This window comes from Mucilaginibacter sp. GW821-FHT07G05 (genome assembly GCF_059418565.1).
Window position 1 is genome coordinate 24,573 of sequence record NZ_JBWKQC010000018.1, and the last position, 16,379, is coordinate 40,951.

Annotated in this window: 17 protein-coding genes; 12 read left to right on the forward strand and 5 right to left on the reverse strand. The window is 42.9% G+C overall.

Annotated features, from left to right (window positions below; genetic code table 11):
• The first annotated feature begins 7 nt into the window (after positions 1 to 7).
• Positions 8 to 754, forward strand: a complete 747-nt coding sequence (locus tag AC07NA_RS25870) for a porin family protein (RefSeq protein WP_494900938.1) — start codon at positions 8 to 10, stop codon at positions 752 to 754.
• Positions 755 to 828: 74 nt separating this feature from the next.
• Entirely contained in the window at positions 829 to 1,305 is a 477-nt protein-coding gene (locus AC07NA_RS25875) for a SixA phosphatase family protein (RefSeq protein WP_494900939.1), read from the forward strand.
• Here the strand turns inward: AC07NA_RS25875 and dprA are convergent.
• A complete protein-coding gene (dprA, locus tag AC07NA_RS25880; RefSeq protein ID WP_345214136.1) occupies positions 1,302 to 2,402 on the reverse strand; it encodes a DNA-processing protein DprA in 1,101 nt (366 codons plus the stop codon). The two genes, AC07NA_RS25875 and dprA, sit on opposite strands and share 4 nt — an antisense overlap.
• A gap of 126 nt (positions 2,403 to 2,528) precedes the next feature.
• Here dprA and AC07NA_RS25885 point away from each other — a divergent pair, with 126 nt between their 5' ends.
• From AC07NA_RS25885 to AC07NA_RS25895, 3 genes are read left to right on the forward strand one after another with little or no spacing between them, the layout of a single operon-like run.
• Positions 2,529 to 2,906: a BlaI/MecI/CopY family transcriptional regulator gene (locus tag AC07NA_RS25885; protein WP_345214135.1), complete on the forward strand. Its 378-nt coding sequence runs from the start codon at positions 2,529 to 2,531 to the stop codon at positions 2,904 to 2,906.
• Positions 2,903 to 4,498, forward strand: coding sequence for a M56 family metallopeptidase (locus tag AC07NA_RS25890; RefSeq protein ID WP_494900940.1), 1,596 nt, complete (start codon positions 2,903 to 2,905; stop codon positions 4,496 to 4,498). Before AC07NA_RS25885 ends, AC07NA_RS25890 begins: the two co-directional genes overlap by 4 nt.
• Before the next feature lie 52 nt (positions 4,499 to 4,550).
• Positions 4,551 to 6,245 carry a TonB family protein gene (locus AC07NA_RS25895; protein WP_494900942.1) on the forward strand — a complete coding sequence of 565 codons (1,695 nt, stop codon included), beginning with the start codon at positions 4,551 to 4,553 and terminating at the stop codon, positions 6,243 to 6,245.
• A 2-nt stretch (positions 6,246 to 6,247) separates the two neighbouring features.
• Here AC07NA_RS25895 and rsmG read toward each other — a convergent pair whose 3' ends face one another.
• From rsmG to AC07NA_RS25910, 3 genes are read right to left on the reverse strand one after another with little or no spacing between them, the layout of a single operon-like run.
• On the reverse strand, positions 6,248 to 6,874 hold the full coding sequence (rsmG, locus tag AC07NA_RS25900; RefSeq protein ID WP_494900944.1) for a 16S rRNA (guanine(527)-N(7))-methyltransferase RsmG: 627 nt from the start codon (positions 6,872 to 6,874) through the stop codon (positions 6,248 to 6,250).
• Positions 6,864 to 7,469 carry an RNA polymerase sigma factor gene (locus AC07NA_RS25905; RefSeq protein WP_345214132.1) on the reverse strand — a complete coding sequence of 202 codons (606 nt, stop codon included), beginning with the start codon at positions 7,467 to 7,469 and terminating at the stop codon, positions 6,864 to 6,866. The genes rsmG and AC07NA_RS25905 overlap by 11 nt, the downstream gene beginning before the upstream one ends.
• Positions 7,460 to 8,578 (reverse strand): glycosyltransferase, encoded by a 1,119-nt coding sequence (locus tag AC07NA_RS25910; protein ID WP_494900947.1) that lies wholly within the window; start codon positions 8,576 to 8,578, stop codon positions 7,460 to 7,462. Before AC07NA_RS25910 ends, AC07NA_RS25905 begins: the two co-directional genes overlap by 10 nt.
• A 114-nt stretch (positions 8,579 to 8,692) precedes the next feature.
• On the opposite strand from AC07NA_RS25910, the gene tgt reads away from it, so the two are divergent.
• The 5 genes from tgt to AC07NA_RS25935 all read left to right on the forward strand — a co-directional run bounded on the left by tgt (position 8,693) and on the right by AC07NA_RS25935 (position 13,896).
• Complete coding sequence (gene tgt / locus AC07NA_RS25915; RefSeq protein WP_494900949.1) at positions 8,693 to 9,823, forward strand: tRNA guanosine(34) transglycosylase Tgt; 1,131 nt, start codon at positions 8,693 to 8,695, stop codon at positions 9,821 to 9,823.
• The gene (locus AC07NA_RS25920; protein ID WP_345214129.1) at positions 9,824 to 10,930 is read left to right on the forward strand and encodes an LptF/LptG family permease; all 1,107 of its coding nucleotides are present in this window, start codon (positions 9,824 to 9,826) and stop codon (positions 10,928 to 10,930) included.
• Positions 10,931 to 11,836 (forward strand): DMT family transporter, encoded by a 906-nt coding sequence (locus tag AC07NA_RS25925; protein ID WP_494900951.1) that lies wholly within the window; start codon positions 10,931 to 10,933, stop codon positions 11,834 to 11,836. It begins immediately after the preceding gene.
• Positions 11,837 to 12,724: 888 nt separating this feature from the next.
• The gene (locus AC07NA_RS25930) at positions 12,725 to 13,003 is read left to right on the forward strand and encodes a hypothetical protein (RefSeq protein ID WP_494900953.1); all 279 of its coding nucleotides are present in this window, start codon (positions 12,725 to 12,727) and stop codon (positions 13,001 to 13,003) included.
• 5 nt (positions 13,004 to 13,008) lie between these two features.
• Complete coding sequence (locus AC07NA_RS25935; RefSeq protein ID WP_494900955.1) at positions 13,009 to 13,896, forward strand: NAD(P)-dependent oxidoreductase; 888 nt, start codon at positions 13,009 to 13,011, stop codon at positions 13,894 to 13,896.
• On the opposite strand, the gene ispE is transcribed toward AC07NA_RS25935, so the two are convergent.
• Positions 13,893 to 14,696: a 4-(cytidine 5'-diphospho)-2-C-methyl-D-erythritol kinase gene (ispE, locus tag AC07NA_RS25940; protein WP_494900957.1), complete on the reverse strand. Its 804-nt coding sequence runs from the start codon at positions 14,694 to 14,696 to the stop codon at positions 13,893 to 13,895. The genes AC07NA_RS25935 and ispE overlap by 4 nt on opposite strands.
• A 202-nt stretch (positions 14,697 to 14,898) precedes the next feature.
• Between ispE and AC07NA_RS25945 the strand changes: the two genes are divergently transcribed.
• Together AC07NA_RS25945 and AC07NA_RS25950 are read left to right on the forward strand one after the other, a co-directional pair.
• On the forward strand, positions 14,899 to 15,720 hold the full coding sequence (locus tag AC07NA_RS25945) for a thymidylate synthase (protein ID WP_494900959.1): 822 nt from the start codon (positions 14,899 to 14,901) through the stop codon (positions 15,718 to 15,720).
• 144 nt (positions 15,721 to 15,864) lie between these two features.
• Entirely contained in the window at positions 15,865 to 16,233 is a 369-nt protein-coding gene (locus AC07NA_RS25950; RefSeq protein WP_494900961.1) for a four helix bundle protein, read from the forward strand.
• Positions 16,234 to 16,379 lie beyond the last annotated feature (146 nt).

Genomic DNA, 16,379 nt, shown 5'->3' on the forward strand with positions numbered 1-16,379 from the left:
CACATACATGAAAAAAACTTTACTTACTATTTGCCTCGCGGCAGCTTCTTTTACAACGTTCGCTCAGGTTTATGAAGATGAAACACCTACTACCTTTGGCATAAAAGCCGGTTTAAACCAGGCGAGTATCAAAACAGATCTTAGTGGTTTTTCGGTTCCGGGCCAGGTATCAAGCTCAACTAAGTCCTTAACATCTTTCCATATCGGTTTTTTTGCCGATATAAAATTCACCAAAGAGTTATCCTTACAACCCGCCTTATTGTATACCGGTAAAGGTGGTTCTTTTGCTTACGCCGTTAATATTGAAGCAGAAGGTTTCAATTTAGCTACAGTTGCCACCGAAAAATTATCGCTATACTATCTGCAACTCCCTGTTAATTTGGTTTATACCATGCCTGTAGGCGATAACCACTTATTTTTTGGTGCAGGTCCTTACATCGCTGTTGGTCTTTCGGGCAGGCAAAAAGGCTCTGCTACAATTATCGCGGAAGGAATGTCTGAAACTACCAGTTTCGATCAAAAAGTAATATTTGGCAATAATCCAGAGGAAAGTACCGTACGATCAACCGATTACGGAGCGACTGCCTTAGTGGGCTTTAAATTCTGGACGGGCTTCTCTGTAAACGCGAGTTATGATCTCGGTTTATGCAATATTCAGCCTTATAACAGCAGCCAGGCTCAACAACCAGATGCCGATATAAATATCAGTCCTAAAACACGTACGCTGAGTTTATCGGTAGGTTATACTTTCTAAAATGATCAAAACAAAACAATATTATTAAAGTTAAATGGAGAGGAGCGATCTTCTCCTTTTTTTTGCCTCATCCCATGAAAAAATTATTACTAATACGCCATGCTAAAGCCACGCACGAGAGTGGTTTTGAGGATTATGAAAGACCATTAACGCATTCCGGTGTGCGTGATGCCGCTGTAATGGCAGCCCGTATTGACAGCCTCTCGCTTGTACCACAGGTAATTGTATCGAGCCCGGCGCTGCGAACCCTTTCAACAGCCAATATTTTTTCAGAACATTTATCACGACCGGAACCTATTACCGACAAAGCAATTTACGACGCTTCGGAAAAAACGCTGTTAAAAGTGATCAACGAACTGCCCGATCAGTATGAATTTGTCGCTTTAGTGGGTCATAATCCCGGTATCAGCCAGATACTATATTACCTGAGCGGCGAACCGAGAGAAATGGATACATGTGGTATAGCGCTGCTTGTTTTTCAGGATGATAGCTGGGCTACCATTACCGAAAACGTGGGCAAACTGGTACATTTTGATTCGCCAAAGCTTTAACCAATACGGTAAACCTTACCCGGTAACGAGGTAATATAACCCTGCATTTCCATATTTAGCAGGTTCATGGCCAGCAGGCTTACGGGCATATTTGTCTTCAGGGTAAGCTCGTCAATGGCTAAGGGGCCATTGTTTTGCTGTAAAATATCGAATATGCTGCGTTCATCCTTCGTCATATCTAAAGGCAGCGTCCATTGTTCTTTAGCCGGTTTGGCATTGGCATCCCTCTCCCAACCCAGGCTATAAGCCAAATCGGCCACACAGGTAAGCAGGGCGGCTTTATTATTACGGATCAGGAAGTTACAACCTTCCGAATACTCATCGCCCAACCTGCCGGGAAAAGCGTAAACATCACGGTTATATGAATTAGCGATTTCGGCCGTGATCAGCGCGCCGCCTTTCAGGCTGGCTTCAATCACCACAGTAGCATCGGCCATGCCTGCAACAATACGGTTCCGCGCCGGGAAATTCTCCCGATCAGGCTTTGTACCCGAAGTATATTCGCTGAGTAAACCACCATTCTCCAGCATCTTATCTGCTGTAGCACGGTTTTGGTGTGGGTATAACCTGTCTAACCCATGCCCAAGCACACCAACTGTGGGCATGTCAAATTTCAGTGCTTCGCGATGAGCGCAAACATCAATCCCTAAAGCTAAACCGCTTACTATTAAAACATTGTGCTGCTGCAACTCTTCAATTAGCTGGTGGCATAATTGTTTACCATAATCGGTAGCGTTGCGGGTACCCACAATACTGATCACACGGCGGCTGTTAAGGTCGGCATTGCCCCTGCTATATAACAATATCGGCGAATCGTTACAGTTTTTAAGACGGTTTGGGTAGCGAGCATCGTTATAAAATATCACGTCGATATTGTTCTTCTCCACGTACTTCAACTCCTCTTCGGCCTTGCGCAAGGCATCGTCGAGGCTTTGTCTTATCGCCCTTTTATCGATAAGTCCGGGTATGGACAGGAATTTTTCTTCGGGAGTTTGAAATATTTTTTGAGCATCGCCAAAGCGCACGAGCATCAATTTAGCCCTTGCCGGGCCTATATTTTTTACGAGTGATAAAGCTATTTGGTGTAGTAACGACATATTTTAATCAGTGCGACTAAAGTATACAAAATCCTAATATTATTAGCAATAAATAAAAAACTATAAAAATAGTTTGCAAACTATAAAAATAGTTGTACGTTTGTTTAACTATAAAAATAGTTTACTATGAATATCAAGGAACTTACCAAAGCCGAAGAGCAAATAATGCAGATACTGTGGCAGTTAAACGAAGCCATTGTAAAAGAGATATTAGAAAGAATGCCCGATCCGCGCCCTGCTTATAATACCGTATCAACCGTGGTGCGGGTGCTGGAAGGAAAAGGATTTATAGATCATAAAGCTTACGGTAACTCGCACGTATATTTTCCGCTCATCAGCGAAGAAGAATATAAGAAGTTCACTTTCAACAAAATGATGAGCAATTACTTTGATAACTCCTACAAAAGCCTGGTATCTTTTATTGCCGATAACCGCAAAATAGGCATCAATGAACTGGATGAATTATCGGCCCTGATTGAAAAACTTAAAAACGAAAAGAAATGAGCTGGCTGCACTACCTGTTAGAAGCAAACCTGTACCTGAGCGTATTTTACCTTGGTTACTTATTGTTTTTGAGTAAAGATACGCACTACAGTCTTAACCGCGCTTATCTTTTAGGCGCTTGCGTACTGGCTTTTATTATCCCTTTTTTACAGGTAGGCTATCTGAAACCGGTAGTATTAATGAATAATATCAGCCCGGTTATGCAGGGTACTTATACCACTATAGCATTAACTCCTGTTACCGCACAAGCAGCAAACGCCGACAGTTTTTTCACCTGGCAAAACAGCGTTATCATCATCTATATGGCGGGACTCACTACTTCCCTCCTGCTATTTAGCATCAAACTAATAAAAATACGCAAGCTGATATTACAGCAAAAACCTGTTAAAAAGACTGATCATCAACTTGTATATATAGGCGACACCAACACCGCTTTTTCGTTTTTCAATTACCTTTTCATTAATAAAAATGATGCAGAAACAGCCGCTATTATAAGGCACGAACTGGTGCACATCAGGCAAAAACACTCGATAGATATTGTTATTTCAGAAATAATAAAGGCTATAAACTGGTTTAACCCTTTGATCTATTTGCTGCAAAACAGCCTGAAATCCCAGCACGAATACATTGCCGATGAGCAAACTATTGCCGCCGAAACCGATACTATTTCGTATTCATCTTTCCTGCTGAATAACGCTTACGGCATCAGCGGCAACTCGTTAACGCACTCCATATTTAATTATAAACTGTTAAAAAAGAGGATCACTATGCTACATCAAGAGCGTTCGGGAAAGCTGGCTAAGCTAAAATATTTGTTGGTTTTGCCTTTGTGTGCAGGCATGCTTTGCTCATCAACCATGGCTTTCAGTAAAAATTACGGCTACGTCAATTTGATGGCGCAGGATACCATCCGGCTGCAAAACAGTAAACTTAAGGACGTTTCGCCCACCCGGGTTGTAAAATACATTAGCCCTTCTACAGCAACTAATCAACCCAATAAAAGAAACCCTGTACTTAAAAACAAGAAACGGAATACCGCCGTTGCACCTGTAAAAATCACTGCTAACAAGCCTGTTGCTATAGAAAATGAGCCAAAACCCCTTCCGAATAACGTGGCACCAAAGCCGAAATATGGCTCAACGTCTGTATCGCCAGCGCTATTTTCCGAATCAATTACACCCACTTCTGTGTCTGCAAAAAGATCGATATCCAATGTTTCATCGGTGGCGGCTTATTCAAATAACAGTGCAGATGACGGTTTTAATGAACTATATAAGCAAGTTTCATCTGCCGTAAAATACACGCCCGAGGCACTTGGCAACAAAACAACCGGATATGTAACGGTAAAAATAAGCCTGAATAGCAATAACCAAATCGCTCAAGTATCGTTAGTTAAGGGACTTGGCTATGGGCTTGACGAAGAAGTAATTAAAGCAGTAAAACAATATAAATGGCAATTACCTAAGGCAGATCATTACCTGCTGCCGGTGCTATTTAATATTAATGGTGTAAAAGATATATCGGTATTGGATAGCGAAATCAAAAACGATCCGGCCTGTATCAAACCATTATTTATAGCAAGATACTTGTAAATACCTAAACCCTATCACCCGCTTTTTACAAACCAATTAAACAAATAAACCTATGAATTGGCTGCATTATCTGTTAGAAGCTAACCTTTACCTGAGCATATTTTATGTGGGCTACTTCCTGTTTTTAAGTAAGGATACTCATTATAACCTTAACCGGGCCTACCTGCTCACCACCTGCATACTCGCTTTTGTTATCCCATTTTTACAACTGGGATACCTGAAACCGGTAGAAACGGTAGAGCAAATAGTGCTGATCATTCCCTCGGGCAACACCCCAAAAGTAGCTATCAAGGCCAGTGCCTTCACCTGGCAGCAGGCACTTTTTTACCTGTATATAGCAGGCGCGGCGGTGTGTTTTTGCCTGTTCAGCTTTAAAGTTTACAAGCTTTTCAGGCTGATAAAAAGCAAAACTTATACAGTTGAGGGCAACTATAAAGTGGTTTATGTGGATGATGATAACACGGCTTTTTCGTTTTTCAGCTACCTTTTTATAGGCAAAAACACGCCCGAAATTGATACCATTATCCGGCACGAACTGGCGCATATCGGTCAAAAACACTCCTGGGATATCCTGTTTGTGGAGATATTGAAGGCTTTAAACTGGTTCAACCCATTGCTGTATGTACTGCAAAACAGCCTGAAATCGGTACACGAATACATTGCCGATGAGAAAGCGGCCGCGTATAATGGCGATGCCCTCGCCTACTCGTCCTTCCTGCTCAATAATGCTTACGGACTGAGCGGCTCATCGGTAACACATTCATTTTTCAATTATAACTTACTAAAAAAGAGGATCATTATGTTAAACCAAAAACGTTCGGGAAAATTAGCCAGGCTAAAGTTCCTGATAGCTGTGCCGCTTGGTGCAGGCATGCTGTGCGCATCAACACTGGCGTTCAGCAAAACCTACGGATGGGTTGATGTGTTGCCTGCAAAAGCAGCGCCCTCGGTATCACAAGCGCGCATGCCGGCCGATACTGTACCGTTGGCACCTAAAGTAGTGGATATCAAAATCAAACCTACCCCGCCGCCACCTGTAGTGAAGGTGGTAAAGTTTCCGCCGCCTATTGTAAAAGCCGATGATAAAAAAGGTACACCGCCAAAAGTACAGGTGGTGAAATTTCCACCGCCAATTGTAAAGGCCGACGCTAAAACCGGTACGCCGCAGCAAGTAAAAGTGGTAAAATTTCCTCCGCCTAAAGTATTGAACATCAAGCTTGATCCGGTGAAAGCTAACGCAAAATCAGCAAAAGCACTTAAGAATGTTGAGATCAGGATAGATGAGCCAATAGTATCAGACAAGGCCGTATCGCAACAAAAAATGATCGCGCAAAATGCTTCAGTCGCTCAAAAAGGCACTTTTCAGGCTATAAGAATATCTGATACTGTGCAAGTTGTAAAATCACCAATACAACAGTTTTACAGCTATATAGGCAAAAATGTACGTTATCCGGCAGAAGCCCGCAATAAAGATATAGCCGGCAGGGTTATAGTAAGTATTACTGTAAATAACGATAACCAAATAAGCGGCGTAAGCCTTGTAAAAGGTGCAAGCGGCGGCTTGGGTAATGAGGTGGTTAGGTGTGTAAAAGCCTATACAGACAAGTTCCCTAATGGGCCGGGCACTTATCAATTACCTGTATCATTCGCATTATCATACGCTGATGGAAAATACAAACAAGACGGTCCGCTGGAAAATAAATCGGCCTATCTGGATGAAGTAGTGATAGTTGCCTATGCAAAATAAGCTTAAGCTTTTACATAGATAACCTGCTTGGTGTCAAAAAACTCCTCATCAAAAAATTGATTGAGGTGGTATTGCTGAACGGCTAAACCCGATTCGGCAATTTCCTGTTCAAGATCTCCCCCCTTTAAATATAGTATCCCGTTAGCTAAAGCATTGTTTGATTGCTTGCTGAATTTGCCCTTTACCCACGGATAAAACTCCTTTAAACGGGTAACTGCGCGCGATACTACAAAGTCGAATTTATCGTCAACTTCTTCGGCACGCGAGTGCGATGCCTTCAGGTTTTGGAGGCCAATTGCCTTGGCTACTTCAGTTACTACCTTGATTTTTTTACCGATAGAATCAACCAGATGAAACTGTGTTTCGGGGAATAATATGGCCAAAGGGATGCCCGGGAAGCCGCCGCCGGTGCCTACATCCAGCACTTTTTCGCCGGGTTTAAAGGCCATAACTTTGGCTATACCTAACGAATGGAGTACATGCCGCTCGTATAATTGATCAATATCTTTGCGCGAAATTACGTTGATCTGGCTGTTCCAGTGTGTATAAAGTGCGGGCAATTGCTCAAATTGTTGCAGTTGCTTCGCTGTCAGATCCGGAAAATACTTAGTTATAATATCAGATGTCATCCCTGTTAAAACGGTTAATGATGTTACCAAGAAGGTACCTCGCCCTAAACAATTGCGCCTTCACTGTCCCCAAAGGCAGGTCGAGCTGGGTGGCTATTTCTTCGTATGATAACTCATCAAAATAACGCAGCGTAATGAGGTTGCGGTAGCGTAAAGGCAGGCCTTCTATCAGTGTTTTTAACTCTTTTGTTTGTTGTTTTTTGATAGATGTTTCTTCCGGGTTAAGTACATCTGCCTTAATTTGCAGCGGAATTTCGTCGCCGTCCTCATCCGTCATACCATGGATTGACATGGTATTTAGCTTCTTTTTGCGGATAAAATCGATACAATTATTGGTAGCTACCCTGAATAACCAGGTGCTAAACGCATAATCGGGCTGGTATTTATCCAGCTTTTCAAAAGCTTTGGCAAAGGTTTCAACCATTAAATCCATGGCATCTTCCTTGTTATTCACCATTTTCAGGATCATAAAATAGATAGAATCCTTGTACCTTACCATCAGGTCAGCATACGCTTTTTGGTCGCCTTGCCTTGCTTTAACCACAAGGTGGAAGTCGTTCTTCGCGTTTTCGGTAAAATTAGTATTTACTTCCATTGGGTTGTTTTAATAAAGGTTCCAACCAATCCAAAAACATTCAGATAAACATAATATATCACATCAAACACCGGCAAATAGAATAACAAATCTTTTGCGTTAAGAGTTTTAAAAATTTTACTATAGATTAAAATTTGCGTCATAAGTCTAAACAAATACAAACCTAATGCCAGTAATGGTTCAAACTTAAACACAAAACACAATATTAATAAGGTATAAAAAAGAAAGCCGCTTACCGCATCCCAGCTTAGCATACGGCGGTGCTTACTTTTATACAGCTTACCTACGCCCATGTGGCGTTTCTTTTGCCTGAACCAGCCGCCTAAACTCGTTTTGGCATCGGTAAACACAAAAGCATCAGGATGTATTTCAATAGTGGTGTTATCAGGGGTCGCGTTTTCGTTAACAAACAGGTCATCATCTCCGGGCAATACATGCATGTGCGAGGCAAAGCCTTTATTGCTGAAAAACAATGTTTTAGTGTAAGCCAAATTACGACCAACACCCATATACGGGTCAGCTTTCAACGCTGATGACAAGTAGCTTATGGCTGTCTTCACCGTTTCAAACCTTATAAACGGATTTAAAAAGTTTCCGGTTTTATTATATGGCGAAAATCCTAAAATAATTTGTGTGCTGCCGGTAAAGTTAGCCATCATGCGGGCTATCCAATTGTCGGTAGCGGGGGTGCAATCAGCATCGGTAAATATTAAATGTTCGTTTTTTGCCGCTTTTATCCCCAATGTAAGGGCAAATTTTTTCCCGGTTTTATAGCGCTGATGCTCGGTAATGGTTACCACTTTAAGGTTAGGATAGGTGGCCTGCATCTCTAAAAGCAGCATATCGGAGCCATCGGTAGAGCAATCGTTCACTACTACTACCTCAAAATCAGGATAATTTTGCGTTAATATTTGTACCAGATTGTACCGCAAATTGGCCACTTCATTGCGGGCTGCAATAATTACCGATACGGGGATGTTTACGGGTAAAAGATCGGGTAGCGGTTTGTAGCTTGCCAGCTTGCTGTGAATGCCAACCAGGTAATAAAGCTGACTTATAAAACATACCTGAAAAAGAAGAAATAGAGCCTGTTGTATATATGTTTCCAAACAAAAATAATATAGCTGCAAAATTGTTAAAAATCAGCGATAATTATACTTAATGTACCTTAAAAATAAACAAATAATTAGTATGTAGTTATTTGTTAATTTTGCCCACTTATAATGAAATTCAATTTAACAGCACAGGATAAATTATCCAAGGCACGTGCGGGTGAAATTACCACCGACCACGGCACCATACAAACCCCTATTTTTATGCCTGTAGGCACTGCCGGCACAGTAAAAGCAGTTCATCAGCATGAATTAAAGGACGATATTAAGGCAGAAATTATATTAGGTAATACCTACCATTTATACCTGCGCCCGGGCTTAAACACCATTGAGCAGGCAGGTGGTTTGCATAAATTTAACGGTTGGGAAGGCCCTATATTGACCGATAGCGGCGGCTACCAGGTGTATTCGCTTACCGAAGTGCGTAAAATAAAGGAGGAAGGCGTTACTTTTCGGTCGCATATTGATGGCTCAAAACACCTGTTTACGCCCGAAAATGTGATGGATATTCAGCGCGTTATTGGCGCCGATATTATTATGGCCTTTGATGAGTGCACGCCCTACCCCTGCGATTATCGTTACGCGAAAAATTCTATCGAGATGACGCACCGCTGGTTGAAGCGCTGCTGCGACAGATTTGACACCACCGAGCCTAAATATGGCTACAGCCAAACCCTTTTCCCGATAGTACAGGGCTCTGTATATAAAGATTTGCGGGTGCGGTCGGCAGAGGTAATCGCTTCTTTTGAGCGTGAGGGTAACGCTATTGGCGGTCTTTCGGTAGGTGAACCGGCCGAAGAAATGTATGCCATGACAGAAATTGTGTGTAATATATTACCGGAGCAAAAACCACGTTATTTAATGGGTGTAGGCACACCGGTTAACATATTGGAAAATATAGCTTTAGGCATTGATATGTTTGATTGCGTAATGCCTACACGTAACGCGCGCAACGGTATGCTTTTTACAAAAGATGGTATTATCAACATCAAAAACGAAAAATGGAAGAACGATTTTTCGCCGATTGAGGCCGATAGTGACCTGTTTGCCGATAAAGTGTATACAAAAGCCTATTTACGCCACCTCATCCATTCGGGTGAGATATTGGGGGCGCAGATAGCTACGCTGCATAACCTGCATTTCTATTTATGGCTGGTAAAACAGGCCCGTGAAAAGATAATTGCAGGCGATTTTTACGACTGGAAGAACACCATGGTTAAGCGCCTTGGGCAAAAAATATAAATGAAAAAACTATATCACAGTTACTTTAAGGTAATTGACCGCTATATAATGGGTAAATACCTGGGCACCTTTGTGTTCACGCTCATGATATTTGTGGTGATTACCGTTGTGTTCGATATATCCGAGCACATTGATAACTTCCTGCAATCGGGCCGGTCGGTAAGTGAAATAGCGGTAGAATATTATGGCGGATTTATCCCCTTTTATATGAATATGCTATCGCCGCTGATCAACTTTTTGGCGGTAATTTTCTTCACCGCCAAGATGGCTAACCAAACCGAGATAGTACCTATACTGAGTAGCAAGGCCAGTTTTAACCGCTTTTTAAGGCCTTATTTTATATCGGCCACGCTGATATTTATGGTTTCGTTATACGCCAACGTGTACCTTATACCGTATACAAACAGGATAAAAATCACCTTTGAAAACGAAAACGGCTTCAACGGAAACGACGATCCGACCAAAAGCGAGGTGCACATGCAGATAGATAAACACACTTTTGTGTACCTCCAAAACTACGATAAGGTGGTAAAAACGGGCTATAAATTCATCCTCGAAAAATACGACGGCGATGTGCTGAGGGAGAAATTAACGGCCGACCAGATCGTGTTTGATACCGTAAAAAAGGTATGGTCTATCATGTATCCGAAGATAAAATATGTGGACGGATTGAAGGAAAAATGGGTGGAAAGAAACTCCAAAATGGACACAGTTTTAGACATGCACCCGTCGGATTTTGTGAAGATAGATAACGAATATACGGCCATGCCGCTCTCCGAAATTAACCAAAATATTGAGAAAGAAAAGCTGCGCCGCCCCGAAGTTTTAACCGAAATTTTATTCGAAAAATACCGCCGTTTTATCTATCCGTTATCCACCTACGTACTCACTTTAATGGGCGTTTCCATCTCCTCCAGGAAGGTACGCGGGGGTATAGGATTGCCGCTGGGGATAGGAATTTTCTTGTGTTTTACATACATCGTAGTAGATAAATTTGCCTGGGTTTTTGCCGTAAAAGGGGGCATGTCGCCGCTCATTGCGGTGTCAATACCTAACGTTACTTTCGGTATTGTGGGCTATTATTTACTACTAAAAGCGCCTAAATAAATGGCTGAAAAAAGCACCGAAGCAACGCTGAATAAGAACCTGCTGATACTGCATTTTACCGTGTTCATCTGGGGCTTTACAGGCATCCTTGGGGCGTTAATTTCCATATCGGCTATACCGCTTGTTTGGTACCGTGTACTCATCGCTGCGGCCTCGTTATTCCTGTATTTCAAGTTTAACAAAACGGCTTTCAGGGTTGATAAAAAGACGCTGTTAACGCTGCTTTTTACGGGTGCTTTAGTGGGCGGACACTGGATATTATTCTTTGCTTCCATCAAGTTTTCTACCGTTTCTATCACGCTGGTTTGCCTTTCATCCATCACTTTATTTACCGCGATACTGGAGCCCATTATCAATAAAAAGGCCATCTCAAAACTGGAGATAGTAGCCGGCTTGCTCATCATTACCGGGATACTACTGATATTTAAATTTGAAAGTCATTACACTAAGGGTATCATCACCGGGCTTGTGAGCGCGCTTTTTGCCAGCCTTTTTTCTATTATCAACTCGCGCCAGGTGCAAAAGAATACGCCTCCCGTTATCGCTTTTTATGAGCTTTCGGGAGCCTTTGTATGGATCAGTATCTACATGCTTTGTACATCAGGCTTCAATAAAAGCATGTACCTAAACACCGCCGACATGGGCTATTTGTTCATCCTTGGCACCATCTGCACATCGCTCGCGTACGTTGCCGGCGTATCTGTTATGCGCGAACTTTCGGCATTCAAGGTAGCACTCATCACCAACCTTGAGCCGGTTTACGGCATCGTTATGGCCTTTGTTTTTTTCGGCGATATGAAGAAAATGACGCCAGGTTTTTGGGCCGGAGCCATCCTAATACTGTCTACCATCTTCCTGTTTCCGCTCGTACAGAAGGAAATTTCACGCCGTAAAGCTGCGCGTTAATTCGTTATTTTTCTTACCGGTTTCCTGATAATATCCATACAGTATTCATGCTCATCCCCGGATAGGGGATGAGATTTCCCCTTCTCGTTTAAGGCCATTTTAAGCCCTTTTAAGCCACCCTTGTTTTCAGGCATACTTTATACCGTTTCGCGCACCTCCGTCGCAACCAGCGAATTTTCATAAAATTACTTAGTGTACTATAGCAAACAAACATAGCCACACCTCAATTACCTGTTATTTAAGAATAAAACAGAAAATAAAAATAAAATATCAATTTATATGATGTAAATATATTTTTAAAAATCAGACACTTATAAAATTTACGTAAATAAAGAATTTAACAAATTGAATTTATCTAAAACATCAAAATGCTAATAATATTAGCATTGTATATTTTTAACTTAAAATAAACAATTTATAAAACTTAATATGAAAACTTTATGAAGATTAAATGCAGTAAAAATACACACAATATAAATCTGTTACCATGGAAGTAATAGTGTAATGAAGTATTACTTCAGGAATTTTCAAAAATTGAACCAGTGCCGCTGTCTGTATACAGCTACACGAAATTTTTGAATTTTCGCACCGTTACGGGCGCAGGATTTTTGATCAGTGGCAGCAAAATCTCAGGCATTAAAAACGACTTGCTTCTATCCTTGAAACTTCTGAACAGGACCAGAACATCAAATCAACATACCCAAATATTGAACCTTAAAAACAGCGGCAAAAAATCCGGGTGGCAGCATTGAAATTTTGGCGGGACATTTTTCAGGTCGACAAATTGCGGGGAGATATGAGGAGACACAAATAACCCCTGTCGCCAATCGCATTTTTTATAAACACATAAATTGCGGATATTGGTTACTTACATAAACTAAACACATCATGAGTTTTAAAACCATCGTCGCTATCGTGATCACCGTGCTGCTTACCGTGGTGATCATGCAAAACAATAATGAGGTTCCGTTCACCATTCTTTTCACCACCACCTACATTTCAAAACTGGTTGTGCTGAGCGGCGTGGCCGTGGTGGCCTTTATATTAGGAGTAATAGTTGGCAGGCCTAAAAAAGCCAAGTACGATATTGAGGCCTATCACGACAACGCACTCAACAAAGACAAATCCGATACACTAAGTGACGAAGACAGAGACTACATCAATTAATATTTATGGAAAATAAAATTGGCTTTATTGGCCTTGGCAACATGGGCCTACCCATGGCCAAAAATTTAATAGAGGCAGGCTACCACCTGCAAGTGTATAACCGTACGGCCGACAAAGCCTCCGCCCTTGATCAATCAAAAATCACCGTTTGCAAAACCCCTGCCGAGGCAGCCGCCGATGTTGATTTTGTGGTAACCATGCTACCCGAAGACGACATCCTGATTGAGGCAGTGGCCGGCGCTGACGGCATCCTGAAAACGCTGCCGAAAAACGCGCTGCACATCTCCATGAGCACCATCTCACCGGATGCCGCCGAGGCGCTGAAAAAGCTGCACGACAAGGCCGGTAACCACTACCTCGCCTCCCCTGTTTTTGGGCGACCGGAAGCAGCTGCCGCGAAGAAATTATGGATCTGTGTTTCGGGCAACGCGGCACTAAAAGAAAGGGCTAAACCGGTGCTCGAAAATTTGGGGCAGGGCGTGGTTGATTTTGGTGAGGGTGTGGGCAGCGCCAACGTGGTAAAGATAACCGGCAACTTCATGATCATGGCATCAATGGAGATGATGGCAGAGGCCTTTACATTGGCCGAAAAGAACGGGCTCGACCGTACCCAGGTGGCGGACTTTTTTGGCTCAACTATTTTCAATTCGCCGATATTTAACAACTACGGAAAACTGATTGCCAACAAGCAATACCAGCCCGTAGGTTTTAAAACAAAACTTGGATTTAAAGATGCCCGCCTGGCCTTTGCGTTATCGCAAAAAAGCAACGCGCCGATGCCCCTGGCAACACTGGTGCACAACCGTCTTTTAACGGCCGTTGCAAAAGGCAAGGGCGATACCGACTGGGCCGAAGGCGTGGGTGGTGGCGTGGATGACGACGCCGGAATTTAAACGTTATAAAACACCCGGTTTGTTTTTTCTAAAACCGACAGATCGGGTGTTTCATTGAAGATGCCAAAAACCGAAGCCCCGCTCCCGCTCATGCTTGCATACAAAGCACCCGCCTCGTACAGCGCCGCCTTCACCCCTCTTATCACCGGGTGGTTCCTGAACACCGAATTTTCAAAATCATTTTTAATGTTGTGCCTCCACTCACTGATGGGCTCCAAAATTTGCTCGCGGAGCACACCTTGCGCTGGAGCCGCTTTTACGCCCCTGTAAGCCTCTCCGGTAGACACATGAGCTTCCGGCATTACCAATACTATTTTATGCCGCGAGAGGTCAAGATTTAAAGCCAAAAATTCATCCCCTTTTCCAAAAGCATACACTGGTTTGCTCTCAATGAAGAAAGCACAGTCGGCACCGAGCTGCCGGGCATAGTCCGTCATTTGCTCAATAGTTAAATCGAGCGCAAAAGTCTGATTGAGTAATTTGATGAAAAATGCCGCGTCGGCTGAGCCCCCTCCAAGCCCCGCGCCTATCGGGATGTTTTTGTGGAGGTGAATTTTTACGGGCGGCAAATCGTAGTCCCGTTTGATGAGGTGGTAGCCCTTGATGCAAAGATTGTCTTCCATGCGGCCGGGGATATCGATACCCGAAGATTGAAAGCTCAATTTATCGGCCGGCAAAATTTCGAGCGCGTCTTTTATGTTGATGGGGTAAAAAACTGTTTCGAGGTTGTGGTAGCCATCGGCACGGCGCTGGATAATATTGAGGCCGATGTTTATTTTTGCATTAGGAAATGTGACCATAGAAATGATTAACAACCGTTGTATTTTTGCACATCGGTTAGGATACCAAAAATAGATTATTTTTCTTTGTGGCTGAAAAATATGGTTTAGTGAATTGTTAGCTGGGCGAATGGGTGGGTAATTTTTGAAACACGCTATTACCATCTGCTCATTCGGCAACAAACTTGTTCGCTACATCGCCCCAAATTTCTAATTCAACAAAATGAAACAATATTTAGACCTGATGCGCCATGTGATGGAAAACGGAGCCCAAAAGCACGACCGCACCGGCACGGGTACCATCAGCGTATTTGGCTACCAGATGCGTTTTAACCTGAAGGAGGGCTTCCCGATGGTGACCACCAAAAAATTGCACCTGAAATCGATCATCCATGAGCTGATATGGTTTTTAACCGGCGATACCAATATTCAGTATCTTAAAGATAACGGCGTGCGTATATGGGACGAATGGGCCGATGCCGACGGCAACCTCGGCCCGGTGTACGGTTACCAATGGCGCTCGTGGCCAAAACCCGATGGCGGCCATATCGACCAGATCAGCCAGATCATCCACCAGCTCAAAACCAATCCGGATTCGCGCCGCATTATAGTTTCGGCATGGAACGTGGCCGATGTTAACCAGATGGCCCTGCCCCCTTGTCACAGCCTCTTCCAGTTTTACGTGGAGCCTGCCGATACAAGCAAAGGCGAAACCAAGGGCAAGCTCTCGTGCCAGTTGTATCAGCGCAGTGCCGATATATTTTTGGGCGTACCTTTCAACATTGCCTCGTACGCGCTGCTCACAATGATGGTGGCACAGGTATGCGACCTCCATCTCGGCGATTTCGTCCACACCTTTGGCGACGCGCACATTTACAACAACCACCTGGAGCAGGCCAACCTGCAACTCACCCGCGAGCCAAAGCCGCTGCCCACCATGCGCATCAATCCGGAGGTGAAAGACATTTTCAGTTTCAGGTACGAAGATTTCACTTTAGAGAACTATGAGGCCTGGCCGCACATTAAGGGCGCGGTGGCGGTTTAGGTATTTTGTCATTGAGTCATTTTTAATTGGGGCATTGGGTCATTTTTGTCATTGGGTTATTTTCAATTCTCCGCATCAAGTCATTTTGGCATTAGGGTCATTTTATGATAAGCGAGTTGGTAACTTTTAAGATTATTATTTTGCATGGCTAACCGGTTGGAGGAATTGGAGGTTTACAATTTGGCTGAAACTTTCTCTAATGATATTTGGCAAATAGTTATTCAATGGGATTATTTCGCAAAGGACACTATCGGAAAACAACTCACCCGGTCTGCCGACTCTATTGGTGCCAACATTGCAGAAGGCTTCGGAAGGTATCACTTTAAAGAGAACGAGAACTTTTGCTATTTCAGTCGCGGTTCTACCCTTGAAACCAAAAGCTGGTTAAATAAAGCAAAAACAAGAAACCTGATAACCGAAGAGATATTTTCCGCATTCATCCATCAATTAGAAACAATTCACATAAAGCTTAACATCTACATCAAACGCATCGGCGCCATCTCCCAACAATAAGCGTCTGATAAAACAAAACTATTGCCTAATGACAATTGACCAGTGACTATAAAGGAAAGACTTGTATCTTGCCATCATCAATAAGATTTCAATAATTACACAAAGCATAAACAGCAGAATAAAAAACATTGGCATTTTCAGCATCC